Below are 22,734 nucleotides of genomic sequence, written 5' to 3'. Positions count from 1 at the left end.
TTTCACTATATTATTATTTTGTTAAAGAGTGAGCGACTTTTATACAAAGATCCATAATGACTGTATATCCTTTATCCTTCAGGAACGTATAAGCTTCCTCGTTCACTAAACCCTGCTGAGCCCAAAAAACATCAGCATCAATTTCATCAAATTCTTTCGCGACATCAAACAATTGCTCTGAACGACGGAAAACATTGACGATATCAATATGCCCCTCGATATCTTTTAAAGAAGCAACCGCTTTCACTCCAAGGACTTCATCAATCACTGGATTAACTGGGATGATTTCATATCCGGCTTTTTGCATAACCTCTGAAACCATATAAGAGGTTCTGTCTGGTTTGTCACTTAAACCAACTACTGCAATACGTTTAGCTTTTTTTAAAATAGCGCCTATTTCTTCCAGGGTTGGATTTTCAACTGCCATGAAACGAACACTTCCTTTATTTCCTTAATTTTACTTCCCCTTTACTATACCATATTTTAATTGGCAGTAAAAAAAAATGCTCCCGATTTTCGGGAGCAAAGTTTATAGGTAAATTTATATTAGGGATATATATGTTCAACTTTAGGGACTGCTAGACTGAGCCTTGCACCTTCATCTGTATTTTCAACTTCAACCCTGCCATTCATATTTTCTATAATCATTTTTGTCATGTACAAACCAATCCCAGTTCCATTGTGCTTGGTTGTAAAATACGGTTCGAACAATTTTGGCAGTGAATCTGGAGCAATTCCGCCAGCATTATCAATAAAGTCCACGACTAAAAGGCTATCCTTTGAACGGATCATAATATCTATACTTCGATTTTTGATTTTGTTCGAAACAAAGGCGTCTCGTGCATTCATTAAAATATTTAGAACAACTTGACTATATTCATTTGGAAAACCAAAGGCCAAATGCTGTTCTCGAATCTCAAAATTAACATGGATGTTATGCTCCTTGAGGCTTGGGGAAAAAATCATCAGCGCATCTTCGATCGAATCAGAAACAGAAAAGCTGCTTTTCTCATTGTTTGGTTGATAAAATTTTCGAAAATCTTTGATCGTTCGTGACATTTGTTTAATCTGAATCATGCTTTCATGTGTGAACTGATCAATATATTGGTCGTTAATCTCTCCAAACTGTATTGCTTCTTTAACGTCTTGGATTAAGAGCGATAGACTATTGAGCGGCTGTTGCCAAAGATGGCCAATACTAGTGATCAATTCGCCCATTGCCGCAAGTTTTGAATGTTGAAAAAGGGTATGATCCTTCTGTCTATTTTTTGCTACTTCTTCATTAACTCTGTGTTCTAATGAACTTATCGCAGTCTCAAATTTTTCTTCTAATTCCCGGTAGTTCTCTTCACTTTTTTTAAGCTGTTTCACAAGTTGACTACTTTTACTACTATACTTTAATAAAAAAATAATGAGGATCCCAATAACGAGGACGATGGAAAAATAAAAACCTATCACTTATTTACCACCTTTTTCTTCCGAAAAAACTGTTACACAGTTATTTCCATTTTGTTTAGATTTAAAAAGCGCTTCTTCTGCTTCCAAAATAAGCTCTGCTTTCTTCTTATCAGGAGAAAACTCAGTTATACCAAAACTACAGGTTACAGTACCTATTTTAGGAAAAGCAAAACTATTTATTAAAGATAGGATCGATTCACCAAGTACAGATGCTCCTCGACTATTTGTTTCTGGTGTCAAAAGAATAAACTCTTCCCCACCCCAGCGCGCAAAGATATCACTTTCACGAATCCTTTGTTGAACGATTGTTGAAATGGTAGCGAGAACTTCATCACCTTTTTGGTGTCCAAGATAAGTATTAATCTTTTTAAAACAGTCAACCTCAAAAAGAAGAATTGAAAATGGACGACTATATCGTTCTGATCTACTTATCTCTCTCGACAATATCTCCTCAAATATAAACCGATTTATACATTTTGTTAAAGGATCAATATTCGATAACTTCTTATTCAATTGAATCTGATAAACAGATTTTTGGATGGCTAGTAAAAACTGTTCAAGATCAATAGGTTTTAAGATAAAATGATTGACGCTATTTTCAATTGATTGAATAAAAATTTGATTATCATCATGAACCGTAGTAACAATAATTTGCACCTTGTCACTAAGCATCCGAATCTTTTCAATCATGGCTAAACCGTCCATTTGATTCATTTTAATATCTACGATAATTAAATCTGGGAAATGCTGATTATATAACTGAAAGCCTTCTTCACCGTCAATAGCAACATGAACATCTGAAAAACGGCGTTTTAGAACCCGTAATAATTTTTCGCGTGTAAACATTTCATCTTCTACATATAAGACCTTTACATCTTGGTATTGATAGCTTTCGGATTGTGGTACCGTTATGGCCATGATTCTCACCTCTTTAATATAGTTTTTTTTAAATAGAACAGAACATAGCCGACCAATACTACAATCAACGTCGGAATTTGTTTCGGTTTATTAAATTATATTTCCTCGGGGCAATTTTTTTCAATCGATAAAACAAGGATTTGAAAATTCTACATATCTTTGTAATAAATTAGACTTTAATTGTTCTTAAATTTGACAGAATATTAAAATGAAAGCGAATCCAATAAAAATAGACCAGGAAACTGGTCTATTTCTGTGTTACTGCCTTGTTAGGGTCCATATTTATTGCTGTCCAAGCAGACTGATCTCCGAAAAACCTTGACCAGGAAGCCACTCCAGCTAATTGGTAATTAGCTGCAAGAGTCGCACGTTTATTCAATGACAATTCATCCTCTATCCAAACTTTATAGGTTGCCTTCTCATCGTCTGCATAATATTCAGTATAGTTTTGACCGCTTTCTTCATCATAAATCGGCTGCAGACCTTTTTCAGAAAGCCACTCTTTCATTTTAGCCATTGACATAGACTGTGAGCTTACCTCAGTCGTTCCATCTTCTTTTAGTTGCTCTTTCCAAAGCCTTGTATATAGGGGAACACCGAGTATCAGTTTTTCTTTCGGAACTTCTTTTAACAAGTTTTGCAGGTTCGTTTCTACCCACGGAAGACTTGAAACACTTCCAGCTACGGGAGATGAGCCCGGATGTTCATCATAAGCCATAATGATAAGGTAATCCACAATGCCTGCAAGCTTGTTTCTTTCATAAAAGGATGACCAATTATTGTTGTCGCCCGCATAAAAGGTAATGTCCATCGAAACAACTAATCCCGCTTCATGTAAATATGGTGTTGCTTCTCTCATGAGTTGAGTAACGAGTGGTCCATCTTCTGGATAGACATTTTCAATATCAAAGTTTATCCCTTGTAATTGATACATTTGACTGAAATGAAGCAGCTGTCTAATGATGGTTTGACGTGTTTCAAAGTCTTTTAATGCCTCATGCGTCATGATAGGGTCGAAGGAATTTGAAAATAATCCCCATACCTGATACCCCTTTGACTGTGCCCATTTACTATAATCTAGTGATGCTAAATTTTTAATGCTTCCATCATTTCCTGACAAAGAGAACCAAGTTGGTGAAACGACATTCACACCCAGCATATCTGGTATTTGGGTATGGTCTGGATTTTTTGTATAAACCGCCTCCCAGGTAAGTTGAACCGGTCCATTAATCTTTGGAACAGCGACTGTATTACTTTGATGTGAAATCGAAATCGATATTTCATTGTTTTTCTCAACATATTTCTTGTTGATGTACCCACTAATTCCATTTTCTTTTCTTACTAAATAAAAATCCGCTTTCTCACCTTCAATCATCACAGCTTCGCGGTTTGACATCTCCGCTGTATAAGGTGCTTTCAGGGATGGCTCCGTTCGTAATCTCAGGTTCTCTGGATGTACTTCTTCCTCGATTATTGTACCTTTAGTATAGCGATCTCCGTCCTTTTGAATCCAAACGGCTCCTGTTTCTTCTAAAATCTTAAATTGAATCGGATAATAGGCCAGCAGTGGGTCAATTGCTACAAATAGTTGCCCTTCTTTTAAAATAATTGGTGAAATCTGCAGTTGCACTGGCTTTTGATTCACAAAGAACGTTAGGGAGTCTGTAGGCATTTGGATTACTTTATCTGCTGTGGTAATAATGATAGACTTGGATTTTTCATCAAAAATAATCGTCTTATCTATGTGTTGTTGCATAAATGATAGCGGCAGAAATATCGTATTCCCATCGAGTAATGCATTCCCTTGCTGTGTTCCTTCAAAAAGAATCGGATTTTTATCATTGAAATAAGTTATTTTTTCCTTAGAGGCAAACGGATATAATAAAAAAAGAATAGAGGATGCAATGATTATAATGCCTATCATCAATCCTCCTAGGATCCATTTTGGTGATAAAGATTTATTTTTATAGTGTTCAATTTGGGCCATTGTTCTTCCTCCTCTTCTCTATCGTACGGTATCAACGAAAAATTGAGAAGGTATTTTTTATCAGATTTTGGATTAGATAAAAGCAGTAGTAGTGTTTTTTCACGATTACATGGTAAAATAGAGGACGTGCATTATTTATAAAAGGAGAAATCATTGATGGTTCAAATTATTTTAGTCTTGTTCGCAGCCTACTTGCTTGGCTCGATCCCTTCAGGTTTAATCATTGGAAAAGTTTTTTATAAAACAGATATACGACAGCATGGGAGTGGAAATTTAGGGGGAACGAACACTTTTCGAACACTGGGAGTAAAAGCTGGAATTGCTGTAACCTTGGCTGATATTCTAAAAGGAACATTAGCTGCTTCTTTACCGGTAATTTTTGGGCTTGATATCAATCCTTTACTAGCTGGAGTATTGGCCGTTATCGGACACACCTATCCCATCTTTGCAGGATTTAGAGGTGGTAAAGCAGTGGCTACATCTGGAGGCGTTTTATTATTTTGTGCCCCACTCATGTTCCTTACAGTTTTCCTAGTCTTTTTTGCCAGTCTTTACGTAACAAAATATGTATCTTTGTCTTCGATGCTTGGAGGTATTTGTGCAGTCATTTATGCTGCCATTGACGGAGACATTCCGCTCCTCATAGCAGTCACACTGTTGGCTTCATTTGTGATTTATCGTCATCGAGCGAATATAAACCGGATCATGAATAAAACTGAACCAAAAATTAAATGGCTTTAAGGAATCCTACTGGGTTCTCTTAAAGCCATTTTTATATCTTTATTAGCTTAAATGCCCCTTTTCCCTGCAGGTCTCTTGTATAATCAAGCTTTGTTTTTTCAAAGTATGAATAATCCTGTTCATGTATAATGATCTTAATCCCATTAAATTCAAATAGCTGATCCCCAGTAATTTTCCGCTCTTCCAGAGACAGATTAAGTTTTGGACCGCCTCAACCAATCCCCATACTTAAACGTAAGAATAGTTCTTCAGTTGGATACTGCTTCTCTCTTGTAATTATATCCATTAAAATTCCATTAGCATTCTCTGTTATTTGGAACATAAAACTACACCCCTAATATATTTTTTACAAAAACTGTAGGAAAAAGTCGAAAAATAGTACATATATATATTATAGTAAAAGTAGCGGTGTTTGAAATATTTTGCCTTATACTTGAACATGAAGGAGAAGCTATGAAAAAGAAATTCATTATTCCATCTTTAGTTATCATTACTATTTGTTTAGTTGTTACTGCCGTACTCCTAATCCAGCAGCAGAAAAACAAGGTTACAGCAGCAAAAATACATTCCACAAAGGACCATGCTGAAAGAGTGCAGCCTGTTTTAACCAGGACATTAACTGAGAAGCTGACGATCGGTGCCATTGGCGACATCCTAATCCATGATACTGTGTATCAAGATGCCTTTGATGGAACAACATATAATTTCAATCCCATTTTTGAAAATGTTAAGAGTAAATTGGAATCTCCTGATGTACTAACTGCCAATCAGGAAAGCATGCTAGGTGGGATAGATATTGGTGTTTCTAGCTACCCTATGTTTAATAGTCCCCATGAAGTAGCAGATGCGCTGGTTAATACAGGGGTTGATATTGTTTCTCTTGCTAACAATCATACATTAGACAAGGGTGAAAGAGGAATTTTATCGGCAACAGATTATTTAAATAGCATTGGACTTCCACATGTCGGGAGTTTCTTAAATAAAGAAGATCGGCAAAAACTAAGAATTATTAATAAAAATGGAATAAAATTAGCCTTTTTATCCTATACATACGGTACCAATGGGATCCCTATTCCTGATGGTAAAGACTTTCTCGTAAATCTAATAAATCGTGATATCATGAGTGAAGAGGTAAAACGTGCTAAAAAAGAAGCTGACGTGGTAGTTATGAGTATTCATTGGGGGAATGAGTATCAGCGTATTCCTACCAACGACCAAAAGGACTTGGCCACTTTTCTTGCCAATGAAGGAGTAGATATTATCTTTGGGTCTCATCCACACGTCCTGCAGCCTATGGAATGGATTAAAACAGAAGATGGCCGAAAGTCATTCGTTATTTATTCTTTGGGTAACTTCATCTCCGGGCAAGTAAGGGACTTTAAGGATATCGGCGGCATGGCAACAGTTGAAATCACCAAAAATATTACTCAATCAGGCAAGACCATTGAGCTGTCCAATCCGGCTTTTTATCCTACCTATGTTTCAAGTCAGAGGTCTAGAAATTATCAAGTTGTACCTCTGGAAAATGCCAGTTCCTTTGGACTCACAAATGCCTCAACAAAATACCAGGAAATTCAAGATCATATGACCCAATGGCTCCGTTAATTCGGGGCCTTTTTATCGCGACTTTTGGAAGGATGTTTCGGTATGAAACAAAAGAATAATCAAGGTTTCTATTTATCATTACTATTTATCGTCTTAATCTATCTTTTTACGAGAAGTTATTATAGTCCTTTCTTTTTGATTCTGCTGGGCTTATTCCTGTACCTAGCTTTTCTAAAGGAAGAAAATCGACTTTTTGCATGGGTGATGATTTCTTTCTTTGGAGGGAATATGATCCTTGTTTATCTCGATAAATTCATTCAAGGCATTCAAGTTGATCCCTTTTTAAACGTTATCATTTATCAGCTTTTATTTATCATCCCTATCCTTCTGATCTGTTATGTAATCAGAAAGTTTAATAAAAAAATTAGCTTGTTTTTAAAAAAACCCGAACTTATTAAAAGGATTCAATTGCCTTTTGCAGTAAATACAATCTATTTATCTATCATCATTATTGGAATTATTTCTGTGCTCCTCCTATTAATGTTGATAACAATGGATGTTAGAATGGATGTCTCGCATATTCTTTCGCTTTTTTTATTCGCGCTTATTCATGCCCTCCTACAGGAAGTGATATGGAGAGGGATACTTTTAACACAAATGATTAAGATAACCAATGAAACTTATGCAATTCTATTCACAAGCATTGCCTTTGCCTTTAATACAACGATATTTGGTTTTTCTGTAGCTCTCATTCTGTTATACCTAGTTTTAGGAATTTTATTTGGCTTTTTAACAACTAAATATAAAAGTGTGCTACCAGCTATTCTTGCACACACATTCGTGTTAATCTTGTTTTTCTTCATGGGCTTGCTTCAACTTCCTATTTAAATGATAAAAAGCACACCTAGAAAAATAATAACGGGTTTACTTGTGAGGTGTAAAACGTCAAATTACCGACCTAATCACGCAGTAAATAGCATAACTTTCACAACACAAATCACAGTATATTTCACAATCAAAAAGGCTCAGAGTCATTTCCAACTCTAAGCCTTTTTTTGTATTATCTTATTTCACTAAAGTACCCTTTACTTTAATAATATTTCTTCACAATCTTGCAGGTGATAAACATTTGGGAGATTTTATGTTGGCTCATATAAAAAAATATCGTCTTTATTATATTCAACACTACTGAAGAACATTTTTAATTCAATTTCTCTCTTTTCGGTGAAGGTTCTTTTGAGAGAAAAATAAAACTTAGCAGTTGAAGGATATTTCAATGTGGGTAATAAAATTTGATTAAATTAGTCATCCTCTGCTAACACCAAATGCAAAAAGGAGAAAAGGGCTTTCTCTCTTTTCCCTTTTTTTCAACAGCACCATTCCACAGGTTAAAAGAACTGGATGAAGTGTCCTATATATCCATCTCCCACCACTTTTGTTCTTCTTGCTTCATCTGTTTCTCCGTTTGTTGAGGATAGGCGGTTCGGAATTTATGTTGGTCAGCTGGGATGATTTCTACCAGTTTTGCAATTAAATCTTCCGGATCATACTGGTCCTTTAACCCCTCTTCCGCCTTTTTAATATCCTCTTTTTTCGTGAAGCTTTTCCCTTCATCGTACCATTTCCATAACTCTTCTGCCGCCCGATCATTAAAGCCTGTCTTGAAGGCACCAGGGTTAATAGTAGCAACTTTTACTCCGAATCCTTGAAGTTCCAACATTAAGGTATGGGCAATTGCTTCAATCGCGTGCTTTGTAGCGGCATATGTACCGTTGTATGGAGCTGCCAATATTCCAGAAATTGAACTCATAAAAACGATTTTCCCGCTTCCCTTTTCAACCATCTTCCGTGCAGCTATCTGTACTGTTTCCAAGGTTGCGAAAACATTTACCTCAAAAAGTGCCCGAAAACGGTCCATCGGCACTTCCCCAAGTGGCCCTCGTTCATTGATGGCAGCATTTGCAACAAATACGTCAAAATCATACTTCTCCATCTGTTCCAAATCTAAAGGATTCGTAATGTCCACTTTAATCACATCTATATTCAGTCCTAGATCATTTGCTTCCCGCAGAAGGTCTGTCTTTTGAGAAGTCAGTTCTGTAGTTGCAATCACACGATGTCCTTTTTTGGAAAGACCTATAGCTGCACCTCGGCCAAGCCCGGTGCCTGCACCAGTAATGAATATTGTTTTGCCCATGTTAAATTCCTCCATTTGAAATAGCATGCCAATTTATTTTTCCCAATAGCAGTAAGGGCATACCAAACATGGGCAGCTATACCTATTCTTACAGGATCAATGATGTCGTGACTGCCTCGTTAGTGGGAACAAAAAAAAGCAGCTAACGCAGCCATATTATATTCACACATAAATTATTTGCTGGGCTCTTCCACAACAGTGAACAAGCATAGATGCAATATGATTTAACTAAACTGCACTGTACTTCAATTAGAAAAGCCACCGAAAAAGGCAGCCAGTTCTTTAGTAAAAGCACCCGTTTAATAACCTTTCCTTTTTTAAAGGCACGATAATAAAGACATTTTAAAATACTTACTGCTTTATTTTAACCAGCTATTCCCTTAGCTAATAATAATAAATATACAAAGACTAGCACCATTCCATTAGCTAAAACACCAATTATACTTGATAACCATCTCTTAGAAATAACAGCAAAAATTATTCCGAGTAACGAAAAAGAACCTAGAAGTATAATTGCTAAAGACAAATTTGCATTTGGTCCTCTAACAATAAAAAATGTAATTATGCTAATCAATGCCATTAGGATGGATAAAACTCCAAACTTATTCATACATAATTCCCCCTATCCCTATTTTAAAATATTAGAACGATTGGAAACACTTTAAGTTTCGATTTTTATTGAACTAACGTTAGCGTAAGAACATCTTTTCACAAACTTTCCAATATCTATAATATGATTTTAACATAAATATCCAATAGCCTTCGTGATTGCAACACAATTCACTCACTAAATCACAAAGAATTCGCACACCCTCCAATAATTATTTCATACCCTGTGATTTACTATGTGAATTAGGGGGGACGGACGAAAGAAACTCGTCGAAATGTTGATAAAGCAATAAAAAACGCACTGTGAATTATATTGTGAATTCAAGTGCGTTTTCCTATGTGTTTTACTATGTTTGCACCTATGAAGTAAACCCGTTAGAAAAATAATAGGTGTGCTTTGCACTTACCAAATATGATGCTGTAAACCTTCTTTATGTAAAATTTCTTTTTGATTTTCACCAATTAAATCAAAATGGGAGTAGCCGTCAAGGCGGTGATGAATCCATTCCTTTTTCAACCCATATTTACTTCCCCATTCAGCCAATTTTTCAAGGTCTTGACAGCCCACCTTTGTCACTGTTTTGCAGCCTGGAAAGCGGTCATCTAGCCAATAATGGGTTAGGAATGCTATTTCACCATCATCTATTTTTTGTTTCCACACTTTTACTTCCTGCCTTTTAATTCCAAAAGCCATCCAAATCACCCCACTAGCATTAACGTATTGCTACTTCTTCTTTATTTCCTCGTATCGCAAGAACCATTCTGGGAACGCTTTTTTAAAGGCGATTGGTCTAAAGTTGTCCTTTTTGACCACAATATGTGTCGATGTCCCTTCTGCACATAATTCCTCATCCCCATTTACGATGGAATATCCATAAATCGTTTTAATCCCATCATTTTTATCAATCCAAGTCTTCACAAACCCCTTATCACCATAGCGTAAAGGTTTTTTATAGGTAGCTTGGATGTCATAAACAGGTGCAAAATAGCCTGCATTTTCCATATCTACATAGCTGTATCCCAAGTCCTCAATTAATCCACTTCGCCCTAGCTCAAAATATTTTAAATAGTTAGCGTGATAGATAACGCCCATCATGTCCGTATCGGCATACAATAGTTGAATTTCTCTCACCGATATAAATTCTTTATCCATCTGTACATTTCCCCTTTTTCCGCTGATGTGTCAATGCGGCATTTTTTCAAGTGCTTTTTCCACATCTTCACTTTCAATATAAATAGCTTTTTCTAATAAATCTTTTTCTCCTACTTTTCCCATTAGCCTCATTGCTTGTGCTTGTATCATTTCATCCGCTAAATTGGTTGCGAATCTGCCATTTCCTTTAAAGCTATTATTTTCAATTGCTTGTTTCAAAGGAGCTTTTGCACGATCCGTTAAGTGGTATTGAAAGCTTTCAACATAAGCCTCAATAATTGAAAGCAATTCGTCCGCTGAATAATTAGGAAACAAAAAGAACTTTTTAAACCTTGAACGCAAACCAGGATTGCTTTCTAATAACTGGTCCATTTCATTAGGATAGCCTGCAAGGACAACAACAAGATTTTCATTATGTTTGGTCATCTCATCTACTAGGGTATCAACCACTTCTTTACCAAAGTCACCAGCAGTTTGACTTAAGAGAGAGTACGCCTCATCAATAAATAAGACTCCTCCTAGTGCTTCTCGAATCTTTTTCTTTGTTTTACCTGCCGTTTGCCCAACATATCCTGCGACGAAATCAGACCTGCTAGCAACGATTAAGTGACCTCTTTTTAACATACCGCACTCACAAAGGAGTTGTGCGTAAATCTTAGCAACCGTTGTTTTACCTGTACCTGGATTCCCTGTGAAAACGGAATGCAATTGAAGTGGGACAGTGGGAAGACCTTTGTCCTTTCTAAACTGCTGCATTTTAACAAAGGAAACAAGCGTTTCTAATTCACCCTTTAGTTCGGTCAATCCCACTAATCGTTCTAGTTTTTCAAAAGGGGAATCTCGAAGTTCATCCTTTTCAACTAAAAAGTCATCTTTTTCTAAAAACGTGTATTTGAGAACATCATCTTTCGAATCGGGATGATCCGATCCTTTTTTGAAAATTGCATCCAACACAATATTGCGAACAGATCTCGCATTACCGAAAGTATCATCCACACGTTCCTGGTCGAGACGATGATCAATTTCCAACTTTGCATCTTCTGTAATAATATAATCGTTTTCGGAAGCGATTTTTTCAGCAATTGATATTAATTCCTCATTTGAATAATTAGGTAAATGAATGAGATTTGATTGCGGAAACCTGCTCCTTAGACCTGGATTCGCATCTAAAAAGATACGCATTTCGTCTGGATAACCTGCTAAAATTACAGCGAATTTTCCTCCGTACTCATTACCAGTCATAAGTGATACAAGGGTATCTATGGCCGTTTGCCCATAATCATTACCTGTTTGCCCTTCACGTTTTAAACTATAGGCTTCATCAATAAATAAAACCCCGCCAATTGCTTTTTCAACAACCGCACGAACTTTTTCCTCTGTCTGCCCAACATAGGCACCTACCAGCTGCGATCTGTCAGTCTCAATCACTTCAGGACGTGGCAGTACCTCAAGCTCGTTATAGATTTTAGCTAATAACCTGGCAATCGTTGTTTTCCCGGTCCCAGGATTCCCCGTTAAAACCATATTAAGACTTAGCGCATCTTTTACTTGAAATCCAATTTCTTTTCTGTTTTTTTGGTATTTTAAAAATTTGTAAAAATCATTGACTCGATTTTTGACTACACCCATTCCAATCATTTCATTTAATTGGTCCAGTGCTTTTTCTGATGGCTGCTCTAATTCTTCTTGGACCTCAAATAACTTCAGCCAGTCTTTCTTTATTTCCTCAAGGCTGGACAAATGTAGTTTTAAGTCCTCAAAATAGGTGGCAGTGTGGAATACACCCTTTATCGACTCCTCATACTCCTCAGCAGCTTTTAGCAGGTTCCCGCATACCTCAATAGAAGTAGTCAGCAAATCAACGATGTTTTTATATTGATTATAAAGCAGTTTGTTTTCTAATTCCTCTGCCAGTTTCATTTTTTCGGTTAAATCCTCTTGATGTTCGTCTGCTTCAGATAAGAAACTTTGGCAAATTTGTATGTATTGTTCAGCAACCTTTTTCTTTGCTGTCCGATTATCTGTTTCCCGAATCGCAGGGAAAATAAGTGCATCTAATATACTTCTTTTCTTTTTCCAATCGTACTGAATGAAATAGGTCTTAGCCTTCTGATTTTCAGGAAATACCTCTAACGCCTTTGTAAGCCAAACTAAGGCTAAGGAGTCATGCGAATGACGATTAAGACGCGAAAGAGCGGCTATTGTTAACATTTTTGATAACACAATTGGGTTTGACTGGTGACGAATAGAAGCTAGCAGCTCATTTTCATCGCCAATAAACCCTTTTTCATCAAGTTCTTTTTCCCACTGGCTTAAACGATCGATGCTGTTTTTATGTTGATTTGACTGTTGTTGAATCAATAATATCACTTCTTCTTCTTAAAAAATTTCCCCTTTATCTTACCACAACCCGTCCCATGAAATGAAATCCAAAGGTTTATAAAGGCTCTTTTCTTAAACCTTGTTGCTTTTTGTATCAAAAATTAATAATTGTGCAGTGTTTTCGCAGGAAACAGGATAAATTTAAAATAAGAAAAGAGCTAGCAAACTAAATTCAAAGGTACAAAATAACAATTTCCACGTTAAAATCGGCTTTAAGATTTTAACATCAATCATTACGAAAACAGCCTTTATAATAGAAAAGGACCTGTATGAATCAACAGGTCCTGGTAAGTGGTTTAAACTTCATCCTTGATTTCTGAACGAAATGCATCAATGCTTTCACGGCGTCTTTCATTTTTAGCCTTAATCTGCTGACGCTGTGTTTCACTATCTGTAAATGCAAGTGATTCTTCTGCTGCTTCAATGTTTTCAAGAGTATCGTGGATCATTGATTGAAGCTTCTCTGCGTTATCGCTGCGATCATCTGGTTTGGGTTTATTATTATTGTTCATCGAAAAATTTTCCTCCTCAGTGTTGTCATAGTACAGATATAGTTTGTATCGAAGTACAAAAAATATCACAATTTTTTTTGGGTGGAGGAACAAAAAAGATCCGCTGGCGATTGCCTATAAAGAAATGAGGCTAAGGATCTCTTCGCGTTTTTTAACGAAATCCGGTTCTACCCTATACATTCGGCTTTTTCCTTCTTCGATTTTATAGGGTAAATTACTGTACATTTCTTTAAGGATCCGCCCAGGCCTTGCAGATAAGACAATAATATGCGTTCCTAACAACAAGGCTTCTTCCACATCATGTGTAATAAAGAAAATCGTTTTATGAGTTTCCTTCCATATCTTTCTAATATTATCTTGCATTTGTTCTTTGGTCATTGCATCTAAAGCGCCAAATGGTTCATCCATTAATACAATACGCGGATCATTTGCTAATACACGGGCAATAGAAGCTCTTTGCTTCATACCTCCTGAAAGCTCATAAGATTTTGATTTTTTAAACTGAGAAAGACCAACCATATCTAAATAATGATCGACAATTTCAGACCGCTCTTTCACCGGAACCTTCCTCATTTTTAATCCAAACCCAACATTTTCTTCAATATTCAACCATGGATACAGCATTTGCTGCTGGAAAACAACTCCACGATGCCGATCAGGTTTAGGTGAAATAGGTACGTTATCTAGAAGAACCTCCCCGGATGTAGCTTGATGGAAGCCTGCTAAAATACGTAATAATGTTGTTTTTCCGCATCCGGAGGGACCTAATACACAGACAAAACTACCTTCTTTAATTTGTAAATTAATATTCTGTAATGCCGTAACTATTTGTTTATCAGTTTGATATGTTAATTCTACATTATTTATTTGAATGACTATAGATTCAGATGAGGTTTCTGCAAGAGCATTACTATTATTAATGGGGACCACCTCCTAATCTTGTTGAAGAAATTTTGGTTCAATGGCATCTTCATATGCCTTAAGATCAGGTACGGAATTAATTGCTTTTTGCGTTTTTAAAAATTCTGCCGTATCTTTTAACGTTTTTGCAAATGCTCCTTTTTTATCTTCTGTTCCTAAATACTTGTCTGAGGCCTGCTCTTTCGGATCTAGCCAGATTAATTGATCCATGAAAAATTTCGCGTCTTCCTTTGAAACGTTTAACTCATTTTTCATCGCTTCTGCCGCTTCGTCTTTCGATGATCGATATAATTGGACAGATTCATCTAATATACTTATATATTGTTTAAGTACATCCGGATGTTTCTTAATAAAGTCCTTTGATGCAATCCCTACATCTGCGGTGAGAATTCCATCTTTTGCGAGGTCACGGCTTGTTAAAATAATGTTGCCGTCAGAAAGCATTTCTCCTAGTGTTGGATACCAAACATATCCACCATCAATCTGTCCTTGTTTCCACGCTGCTAACATGTCAGCTGGTTTCATGTCTAATATAGTTACTTTATTTTCATCAATTCCTTTTAATTTTAGTGCAGATAACAAACTGTAATGTGTTGTTGAACCGAAAGAAACGGCAATTTTTTTACCCACAACATCCTCAATCGATTTGATTCCACTATCTTTCTTTACGGCCAATGCCTCATTATCTCCAATTACATCGTGAAGCCAAATAACTTTGTATGGTAAATTTTGTGCTATCCCTGATGCAACAGAACTAGAACCAATCAAACCAGCATCAATTTCCCCAGCAGCCATAGCCGTATTCACATCAACCGCTGCCTCGAACGGAAGCAATTTGACTTTCACACCATCAAACTTCTCCTCAAACATATTCTTTGCTTTTGCAAGTAACTCTGCATTCGGAATAACTTGATACCCAATCCGAAACTCAATAGTATCATTAGCGGGTTTTGATGTTGTTTTATTCCCACAGGCGCTAATCATCAATAGTGCAATAACTACTATCAAACTCATGAACCATCTGCTTTTGAAATTTTTCATCCTTTTACCCCCATTTTTTTAATCTTTCCCCTTCCATGGAATCGCCTTTACTTCGATTTTTCGAAGGATTCGATCAAGCAGGATCCCTGTTACGCCCATCAGAATAATGCCAACATACATGATATCACTTCGTAAATATTTGCTTGCATCAAGCACTAGCCAGCCGATGCCTGAGACAGCGGCAACCATTTCAGAGGCGACTAAAGTTGTATAAGCAAATCCAATCGCTGTTCGCATTCCGGTAAATATTTCTGGTAAACACGACGGGAATATAACATAGCGGAACGTTTGCCAGTTATTTGCACCCAAAGAGGTAGCGGAATGGATACGATCTTCCAAAACACCTTTTACTCCGGATACTGCAGCAATATACATTGGAGCAAAGGCAGCAAGATATAATAATGCAACCTTTGATAGATCTCCTATTCCAAACCATAATATTAAAAGTGTGTAGTATGACAGCGGTGGCAGGGGTCGATAGAATTCTAAGATGGGGTCTAATGCAGCTCTCACTTTTGAAGAATAACCGCTAATTAATCCTAATGGAACTGCTGTAATTAATGCGGCGAAAAAGGCCATCGACAATCTGTATAGACTATCAAGCAGATGAAATATTAAACTATTTCCTTTATAGCCATTTATAAGTAAATCGGTAAAAGCAGCCCAGGTCTTTGCTGGGGATGGGATAAAGACTTCAGAGAAGATATTAAGTTTAGTAACTGTATACCATAGTAAAAATATGATAAGTACCGAACTCCACATAATCCCTGTTTCCTGTGAGATCTTCCACTTTCGCTTTTTTTGTATAATGACTGGTTTCTCCAGTGGTGTAAGGATGTCATACGGTTGAAAGCCATTTTGTTCCACATTTTTATTCGTGTTCTCATTCATCAAATGTACTTCACACTCCCTTTACTTTAAGCTAAAATGGTTTTGTTTCAATTCACTATTTCATGCTTACAATCTTTTCTTTGAAACCGCTCCCATTTAAGTTGAGGAAAAGCATTGGATGTAAAATGAATTATGATGATCCAACTAGCGATGGTTATAAAACTGTACCTCTATTATTTCCAATATTTTTTACACTTTTTACATTTCCACTCTTTTCTGGATAAAAAGTAAAATGATTTTATTTCCCCAAATATAAAAGCCTTTTACTTTTTTATGTTTCATCAACACCAACTGTTGAAGTATTAATTAAATCTCTTGATCATCTGCTTTTAGAATACGAGAATTCATTGCAAATTCTTGGCTTTGAACACTTTCCTTTTTTCGCCGATTTACAAAGTAGGATGAAATAACGATCAAGCTAAACAACGATGTGAATATAAACTGTGGACGCTGTGATTCAATAAATGCCATTAAAATTAGCACGGAAATCATGGCAACAATGGTAGCATAGGTTAAGTACGGGAAAAACCACATTTTAATTTTGAAAATTCCTGGATTTTCTTTTTCCATTCTTTTTCTTAAGCGCAGATGTGAAATCGCAATGGCTAAGTAAACCAGAATTCCAACCCCACCTGAAGAGTTTACTAAAAAGAAAAATATTTTATCTGGGGAAACATAACTAAAAATCGTGCTGATAAAGGCAAATAATGTACTAGCGATTACGGAAAAAACAGGAACACCATTCTTGCTCAACTTTGATAAGATCTTTGGGGCATCCCCTTTTTGTGCGAGAGAAAATAGCATACGAGAGCTCGTATAGAGTCCTGAATTTAGACATGAGAGCAATGCTGTCAAAACTACTATGTTCATGAAAACAGCTGCGGAAGGAATCCCGATCATTTCAAGAACTGAAACAAATGGACTTTTTAATAATGTTGCTGAATCCCATGGTAAGAGAGTCACAAGTACAGCAATGGAACCAATATAAAAAATCAAAATCCGCCAAACGACACTATTTAATGCCTTTCTTACAGAACTCACCGGATCAGCGGTTTCACCAGCTGCAATCGCCGGAATTTCTACTCCTACAAAAGCATGAAAAACAATCGCAATACCCACAACAACTGAACCCACTCCGTTAGGTATGAACCCCCCGAAGTTTGTAAGATTAGATACGCCAGGTGACTTAATACCTGGTACAAATCCAAATATAACCGCTAATCCCAAGACTAAAAACAGAATAATGCTGACTATTTTAATAATAGAAAACCAATATTCAAATTCCCCAAATGATTTAACTGAAAAAATATTAGTTAGTTTTAATAAGACAATTAAGGAAAGACTTATTGCCCAGACAGGAATCAAAGGTATCCATTCATGGATGATTGCTGCCCCTGCGACAGCTTCCAGTGCAATGACAATAACCCAGAAAAACCAATATAACCAGCCTGTAGTATAGCCAGCCCACTCGCCAATGCCTTCTCTTGCATACACAGCAAAGGAACCTGTATTCGGATTAACGGTTGCCATTTCCCCAAGCATCCGCATGACAAGAACAACTATTAAGCCAGCAAATATGTAAGATAATATAGCCCCTGGCCCTGTTTTTCCGATGATTATTCCGCTTCCTACAAACAATCCAGCGCCAATAACACCACTTAAAGAGATCATGGTCAAATGTCTTTGTTTAAGTCCAGCTTTTAGTTTTTCGGGTTGATGCTCCAACATATCCACCAACTTTCGGTTCTTTTTTGCTAACATGCTGTTTAATAATCAACAAAAAGTTTTCTGGAAAAAAAGAAAGGCGATCTTCATTAGATTGCCCCTCTTTTCAAGTGTTCTACCAGTTCCTGTGATCTAAGTGGGAATATTTAGGTAAAAGCCTTGTTGGCATTTTCAATGCATCTTTTCTAAATGGCGGCGCTAATTGGGTTCCGTCCACTTGGATGTCAATAACTGTTGGTTTATTTGACTCAATAGCACTTTGGATAGCTGGTCCCAAATCCTCAGGTCTATCGACATTTATTCCTACCGCACCCATCGATCTTGCTACTTCAGCAAAGTCAGGATTTTGAATATCCGCACCTACGAAACGGTTATTATAAAAATCAACCTGGTTTTTCTTTTCTGCACACCATGCATTATTATTAAACACACAAGCGACTACAGGAATATTTTCCTCCACTGCCGTACTTACTTCATGCAAACTCATCCCCCATGCACCGTCACCGACAATTGCAAGCACTGGACTATTTGGATTAGCAAGCTTTGCACCTAAAGCGGATGGATAGGCAAATCCAGTATTACCAAATGTTAAGGCCGCAATATGCTGACGCCCATGATTGAATTTTAGGTAGGCATTTGCCGTAGATGAAACATTTCCGATATCTGAGGTAACAATAGCGTTATCTGGTAAAACCTTTGTCATCTCTAGTAGTGCACGGCGTGGATTAATTGGAGTTCCGTCTACCATGGCAAGGTCAACTAGCTCTTTTTCCCAATTTACTTTTTCATCCGTTACTTTGCGAAGTTTTTCTTGATTCAACTCTAAATTTGGAGCTTTTTCTTTCAAGCGTTTAGCGATTTCAACACCGGCAGCCTTCGCATCCCCGATAATTCCAATTTCCACTGGATGGGTACGCGCAATATTACGCGGATTAATATCGACTTGAATAATCTTTGCATTTTTCGGAAAATAATCGATATCATAACAAGGCAGTGTTCCAAATACAGATAAACGAGTACCTAAGGCTAACACTACGTCAGCATCCTTTAGCGTATTCATTGCCGCCTTTGATCCCATATAGCCAATTGGTCCCACGGATAAGACATGATTAGCTGGGAATGCATCATTATGCATGTAAGAAACAGCAACAGGAGCTGTAAGATGATCGGCGATTTCCTTGACTGCTTCAATTCCATCAGAGTCAACTATGCCCCGTCCTGAAATGATAACTGGGTTTTTAGCTTTAATTAACAATTCTACGGCTTGGTCAATTTGCTCTAATGATCCACATCCGCGATTATCAACACGGTATTGATGCGGCTCTAGAATTGTATCTACTACTTCCCCATAGAAATAGTCTCTTGGTATATCGAATAAAACAGGACCCCGCTCGGCATAGGCGATCCGGAAGGCTGTTCGTAAGCAATCAGCTACACGGCCTGGATGTGTTACTCTTACTGTTTCTTTTGTAATCGCTTTAAATACGGATACTTGGTCACACTCCTGAAATCCGTCCCACCCAACTGTTGGTGTTCCAGCGGATGGTGAAATAACCACCATTGGCGTGTGTGCTTGATTAGCAGCAGCAACGGAAGTAACCATGTTTGTTATACCGGGCCCATTTTGGCCAATAACTACTCCGGCTACCCCGCTTACTCTCGTATAGGCATCTGCCATATGTGCCGCACTTTGTTCATGACGAACCCCTATAAAACGGATACCAGCTGTTGGCAGAAGATCAAGTAAATCCATAAAAGCAGATCCTAATATACCTGAAATATGCTTTACTCCTTCCGCAACAAGTGTTTCGACAATTGCCTCACTTGGTGTCATTTTTACTTTCTTTGTTTTTATTTCTGTTAATTCCTCTTCTAATTTCGACATTAAAATTGCACATCCTTCCAAATTTTTAGAAAATTGAAATATTTTTTGATTTAATTATAGTTCAGACAATACAGTGGAAACAGTTTCTACCACAAAAATTAAATCATCTTCTGTTGAGACAAGAGGTGGAGCAATAATTAGGACATTGTTAAATCCAGGTACCGTGTCACCATTTCTGCCAATAATAAGTCCCTTCTCTTTACATCGGCTGATAATTTTTCCCATTATTTCTTCAGAAGCTGGTGTTTTGGTTTGTTTATCCTCTACCATTTCAATTCCATATAAGAAGCCAGTATTACGTACTTCGCCAACATTTTTATGGGAGATCAAATCTTTTAATCTACCAAGAATAGATTCACCGAGTGTGGCAACTCTCGCAACAATATTTTCTCTTTCAATGATCTCGATATTTTTTAGTGCAACAGCACAGCTCGCCGGGTGTCCCCCATACGTTGACACATGACGGAAATGATTAGCCACCCCCTGCTCTTTAAATTTTTCATATATTCGGGAATGAACCGCTGTTGCCCCAAGAGGCAGGTATCCGCTTGTCAAACCTTTTGCCATTGTGATGATATCAGGCTGAACACCATCAGAGTGCATAAAGCCAAACATCTTTCCAGTCCGTCCGAACCCTGATACGACTTCGTCCATAATTAATAGGACATCATGCTTTTTGCAAATTTCCTGTACCCGCTGCAAGTAGCTCGGAGATGGTACGATGACACCACCACCGGAGATAAATGGCTCCATTATAACTGCAGCTACCGTTTCAGCACCTTCCCAAGTAATCACCTGATCAATAAAATCAGCTGCTGTTTTATCCATGTCCGTTACTTCTTCACCGAATGGGCTTCGGTAGTTATAAGGTGGTGGAACATGTAAGAATCCAGGCGCGCTTGGACCGTATTTGAATCTTCTGTTTGCTTGGGCAGTTGCACTTAGCGCACCCATAGTACTACCATGATAGGCACGGTAGCGGGAAATGATTTTTTGTTTTTCTGGATTTCCATTTTGATAATGGTACTGCCTAGCAATTTTGAATGCGGTTTCATTTGCTTCCGAACCACTATTAGAGAAGAAAGTTTTGTATGAATCACCGAGGAGTTCACTAATTTTGGCCGAAAGTTGAATGGCCGGCGCGTGACTTAACGTCAGAGGAGAATAACTTAGCCTCATCATTTGTTCAGCTGCAGCTTCAACAATTTCCTTTTGACCATGTCCTAAATTCAAACACCATAGTCCAGAAACTCCATCAAAATAGCGGTTCCCATTGATATCATAAAACCAGGCACCTTCACCCCTTTCTGCAATCATCGGGTTACCGCCTTCAATATGGCGGCTCATCGCATGCCATAGATGGTCCTGGTCTTGTTTAACTAATTGTTCATTTTCCTGAATTTTAAGTTTAGACATGTAGGAATCCCCCTTTATGAAGTTGTTAATGTTTTTTGATAGATAGAATGTATTGGTGTGAATGAATACTTGTGAGTCTCAGCGATGGCTTTATGGGTTACTTTACCATTGACTGTATTAAAACCTTTTGCTAAAGGCGGATGTAATTCTATTGATTTTTGGATTCCTTTATTAGCGATGATTAAGGCATATGGTAAAGTTGTATTTGCAAGGGCGTATGTGGCTGTTTTTGATACAGCGCCCGGTATATTTGGTACGGCGTAATGTAAAATGCCATGTTTTAGATAGGTAGGTGAATCATGGGATGTAGTGTGGTTGCACGTTTCGATTGAGCCGCCTTGATCAATCGCGACATCGATTATGACAGAATTTTTTTCCATTTGTTTAACCATTTCTTCTGTAACGAGTTGAGGTGCTTTTGCACCTGGAATTAATACTGCTCCAATAACTAAATCTGCATCTTTCACTTCCTGTGCAATATTAAAATGATTTGACATGATTGTTTTTATACTGCCAGCGAATTGGTCATCCAATTGGCGAAGCCTTTCTGGGCTAATATCAATAATCGTAACATCTGCACCGAGTCCGATGGCCATCTTAGCAGCATTCGTACCAACAATTCCGCCGCCGATGATCACAACCTTCCCTGGTTTTACACCTGGAACACCGCCTAGAAGGATTCCTTTACCGCCATTTATCTTTTCCAAGAATTGTGCACCGAGCTGAACAGACATTCTTCCGGCTACTTCACTCATCGGAGTTAATAGTGGAAGGGATCCGTTATCAAGCTGGATTGTTTCGTAGGCAATAGCGATGACTTCATTTTCGACTAATGCCTTTGTTAACTCTGGCTCAGCCGCTAAGTGTAAATACGTAAAGAGAATGAGGTCTTTCCGAAAATATTGATATTCTTCAGGCTGAGGCTCCTTCACTTTCATTACCATATCCGCTTCCCATGCATCCTTTGCATGTGGAACGATACTTGCCCCAGCTTGTTTATACTCTTCATCCGTAATACCGCTGCCAATTCCGGCACCTTGTTCGATTAAAACCGAATGACCAAATTGGACAAACGCTCTGACGCTGGCTGGAATCAAGGAAACACGGTTTTCATTGTTTTTTATTTCTTTAGGTACTCCAATAATCATTTAACCCTTCCTTTCTCTGGGAGAAAATACTCTGATTTACAAAAAATGTAAAAGTAGTTTTCTATCCATTTTTCTTTTGAGATAATGACATCAGGTCATCCGTACCAGTTGATGGATGATGTGATAACTTGATTAAACCATAGAATTTAATATTATTCAATATTTTCTAAAAATAAAATATATTTAGATTATTCATAATAGTAAA

The 22,734-nt window shown here is 37.4% G+C and carries 20 protein-coding genes; 3 read left to right on the top strand and 17 right to left on the bottom strand.

Annotation, left to right across the window (positions count from 1 at the left end; all coding sequences use genetic code 11):
- Nucleotides 1–13: 13 nt before the first annotated feature.
- The 4 genes from V7124_RS14535 to V7124_RS14520 form a co-directional block, all read right to left on the bottom strand.
- Nucleotides 14–427 carry a CoA-binding protein gene (locus V7124_RS14535; RefSeq protein WP_335409849.1) on the bottom strand — a complete coding sequence of 138 codons (414 nt, stop codon included), beginning with the start codon at nucleotides 425–427 and terminating at the stop codon, nucleotides 14–16.
- A 119-nt stretch (nucleotides 428–546) separates the two neighbouring features.
- A complete protein-coding gene (locus tag V7124_RS14530; protein ID WP_335490229.1) occupies nucleotides 547–1,458 on the bottom strand; it encodes a sensor histidine kinase in 912 nt (303 codons plus the stop codon).
- A complete protein-coding gene (locus tag V7124_RS14525; protein ID WP_335490226.1) occupies nucleotides 1,459–2,376 on the bottom strand; it encodes a GGDEF domain-containing protein in 918 nt (305 codons plus the stop codon).
- A gap of 247 nt (nucleotides 2,377–2,623) precedes the next feature.
- Entirely contained in the window at nucleotides 2,624–4,363 is a 1,740-nt protein-coding gene (locus V7124_RS14520; RefSeq protein WP_335490223.1) for a glycosyl hydrolase family 18 protein, read from the bottom strand.
- Between the two features lie 156 nt (nucleotides 4,364–4,519).
- On the opposite strand from V7124_RS14520, the gene plsY reads away from it, so the two are divergent.
- The 3 genes from plsY to V7124_RS14505 all read left to right on the top strand — a co-directional run bounded on the left by plsY (nucleotide 4,520) and on the right by V7124_RS14505 (nucleotide 7,537).
- A complete protein-coding gene (gene plsY, locus V7124_RS14515) occupies nucleotides 4,520–5,104 on the top strand; it encodes a glycerol-3-phosphate 1-O-acyltransferase PlsY (RefSeq protein ID WP_335490219.1) in 585 nt (194 codons plus the stop codon).
- A gap of 453 nt (nucleotides 5,105–5,557) precedes the next feature.
- Nucleotides 5,558–6,709, top strand: a complete 1,152-nt coding sequence (locus tag V7124_RS14510) for a CapA family protein (protein WP_335490216.1) — start codon at nucleotides 5,558–5,560, stop codon at nucleotides 6,707–6,709.
- Nucleotides 6,710–6,751: 42 nt separating this feature from the next.
- The gene (locus tag V7124_RS14505; RefSeq protein WP_335490213.1) at nucleotides 6,752–7,537 is read left to right on the top strand and encodes a CPBP family intramembrane glutamic endopeptidase; all 786 of its coding nucleotides are present in this window, start codon (nucleotides 6,752–6,754) and stop codon (nucleotides 7,535–7,537) included.
- A 523-nt stretch (nucleotides 7,538–8,060) separates the two neighbouring features.
- Here V7124_RS14505 and V7124_RS14500 read toward each other — a convergent pair.
- From V7124_RS14500 to ald, 13 genes are all read right to left on the bottom strand, one after another.
- On the bottom strand, nucleotides 8,061–8,846 hold the full coding sequence (locus V7124_RS14500) for an SDR family oxidoreductase (RefSeq protein ID WP_335409863.1): 786 nt from the start codon (nucleotides 8,844–8,846) through the stop codon (nucleotides 8,061–8,063).
- A 364-nt stretch (nucleotides 8,847–9,210) separates the two neighbouring features.
- Nucleotides 9,211–9,456 (bottom strand): hypothetical protein, encoded by a 246-nt coding sequence (locus tag V7124_RS14495; protein ID WP_335490210.1) that lies wholly within the window; start codon nucleotides 9,454–9,456, stop codon nucleotides 9,211–9,213.
- A 402-nt stretch (nucleotides 9,457–9,858) separates the two neighbouring features.
- A complete protein-coding gene (locus V7124_RS14490) occupies nucleotides 9,859–10,149 on the bottom strand; it encodes a hypothetical protein (RefSeq protein ID WP_335490207.1) in 291 nt (96 codons plus the stop codon).
- A 30-nt stretch (nucleotides 10,150–10,179) separates the two neighbouring features.
- Nucleotides 10,180–10,608, bottom strand: coding sequence for an acyl-CoA thioesterase (locus tag V7124_RS14485; RefSeq protein ID WP_335416560.1), 429 nt, complete (start codon nucleotides 10,606–10,608; stop codon nucleotides 10,180–10,182).
- Nucleotides 10,609–10,638: 30 nt separating this feature from the next.
- Complete coding sequence (locus V7124_RS14480; protein WP_438825561.1) at nucleotides 10,639–12,966, bottom strand: AAA family ATPase; 2,328 nt, start codon at nucleotides 12,964–12,966, stop codon at nucleotides 10,639–10,641.
- A gap of 320 nt (nucleotides 12,967–13,286) precedes the next feature.
- Nucleotides 13,287–13,502, bottom strand: a complete 216-nt coding sequence (gene tlp, locus V7124_RS14475; RefSeq protein ID WP_335416556.1) for a small acid-soluble spore protein Tlp — start codon at nucleotides 13,500–13,502, stop codon at nucleotides 13,287–13,289.
- 114 nt (nucleotides 13,503–13,616) lie between these two features.
- Entirely contained in the window at nucleotides 13,617–14,432 is an 816-nt protein-coding gene (locus V7124_RS14470) for an ABC transporter ATP-binding protein (protein WP_335490202.1), read from the bottom strand.
- Nucleotides 14,433–14,435: 3 nt separating this feature from the next.
- Entirely contained in the window at nucleotides 14,436–15,464 is a 1,029-nt protein-coding gene (locus tag V7124_RS14465; RefSeq protein WP_335490199.1) for a taurine ABC transporter substrate-binding protein, read from the bottom strand.
- Nucleotides 15,465–15,482: 18 nt separating this feature from the next.
- Nucleotides 15,483–16,355 (bottom strand): ABC transporter permease, encoded by an 873-nt coding sequence (locus tag V7124_RS14460; RefSeq protein WP_335490285.1) that lies wholly within the window; start codon nucleotides 16,353–16,355, stop codon nucleotides 15,483–15,485.
- Nucleotides 16,356–16,661: 306 nt separating this feature from the next.
- Entirely contained in the window at nucleotides 16,662–18,083 is a 1,422-nt protein-coding gene (locus tag V7124_RS14455; protein WP_335416544.1) for an amino acid permease, read from the bottom strand.
- 112 nt (nucleotides 18,084–18,195) lie between these two features.
- The gene (gene xsc, locus V7124_RS14450) at nucleotides 18,196–19,965 is read right to left on the bottom strand and encodes a sulfoacetaldehyde acetyltransferase (RefSeq protein WP_335490196.1); all 1,770 of its coding nucleotides are present in this window, start codon (nucleotides 19,963–19,965) and stop codon (nucleotides 18,196–18,198) included.
- A 54-nt stretch (nucleotides 19,966–20,019) separates the two neighbouring features.
- On the bottom strand, nucleotides 20,020–21,381 hold the full coding sequence (locus V7124_RS14445) for an aminotransferase (RefSeq protein WP_335490194.1): 1,362 nt from the start codon (nucleotides 21,379–21,381) through the stop codon (nucleotides 20,020–20,022).
- A gap of 14 nt (nucleotides 21,382–21,395) precedes the next feature.
- The gene (ald, locus tag V7124_RS14440) at nucleotides 21,396–22,529 is read right to left on the bottom strand and encodes an alanine dehydrogenase (protein WP_335490191.1); all 1,134 of its coding nucleotides are present in this window, start codon (nucleotides 22,527–22,529) and stop codon (nucleotides 21,396–21,398) included.
- Between the last annotated feature and the right edge of the window lie 205 nt (nucleotides 22,530–22,734).

This window comes from Neobacillus niacini (genome assembly GCF_036961885.1).
GTDB classification, from domain to species: domain Bacteria; phylum Bacillota; class Bacilli; order Bacillales; family Cytobacillaceae; genus Neobacillus; species Neobacillus niacini_H.
The sequence above is the reverse complement of the archived record's forward strand: the minus strand, read 5'-3'. Positions and strand labels throughout refer to the sequence as shown.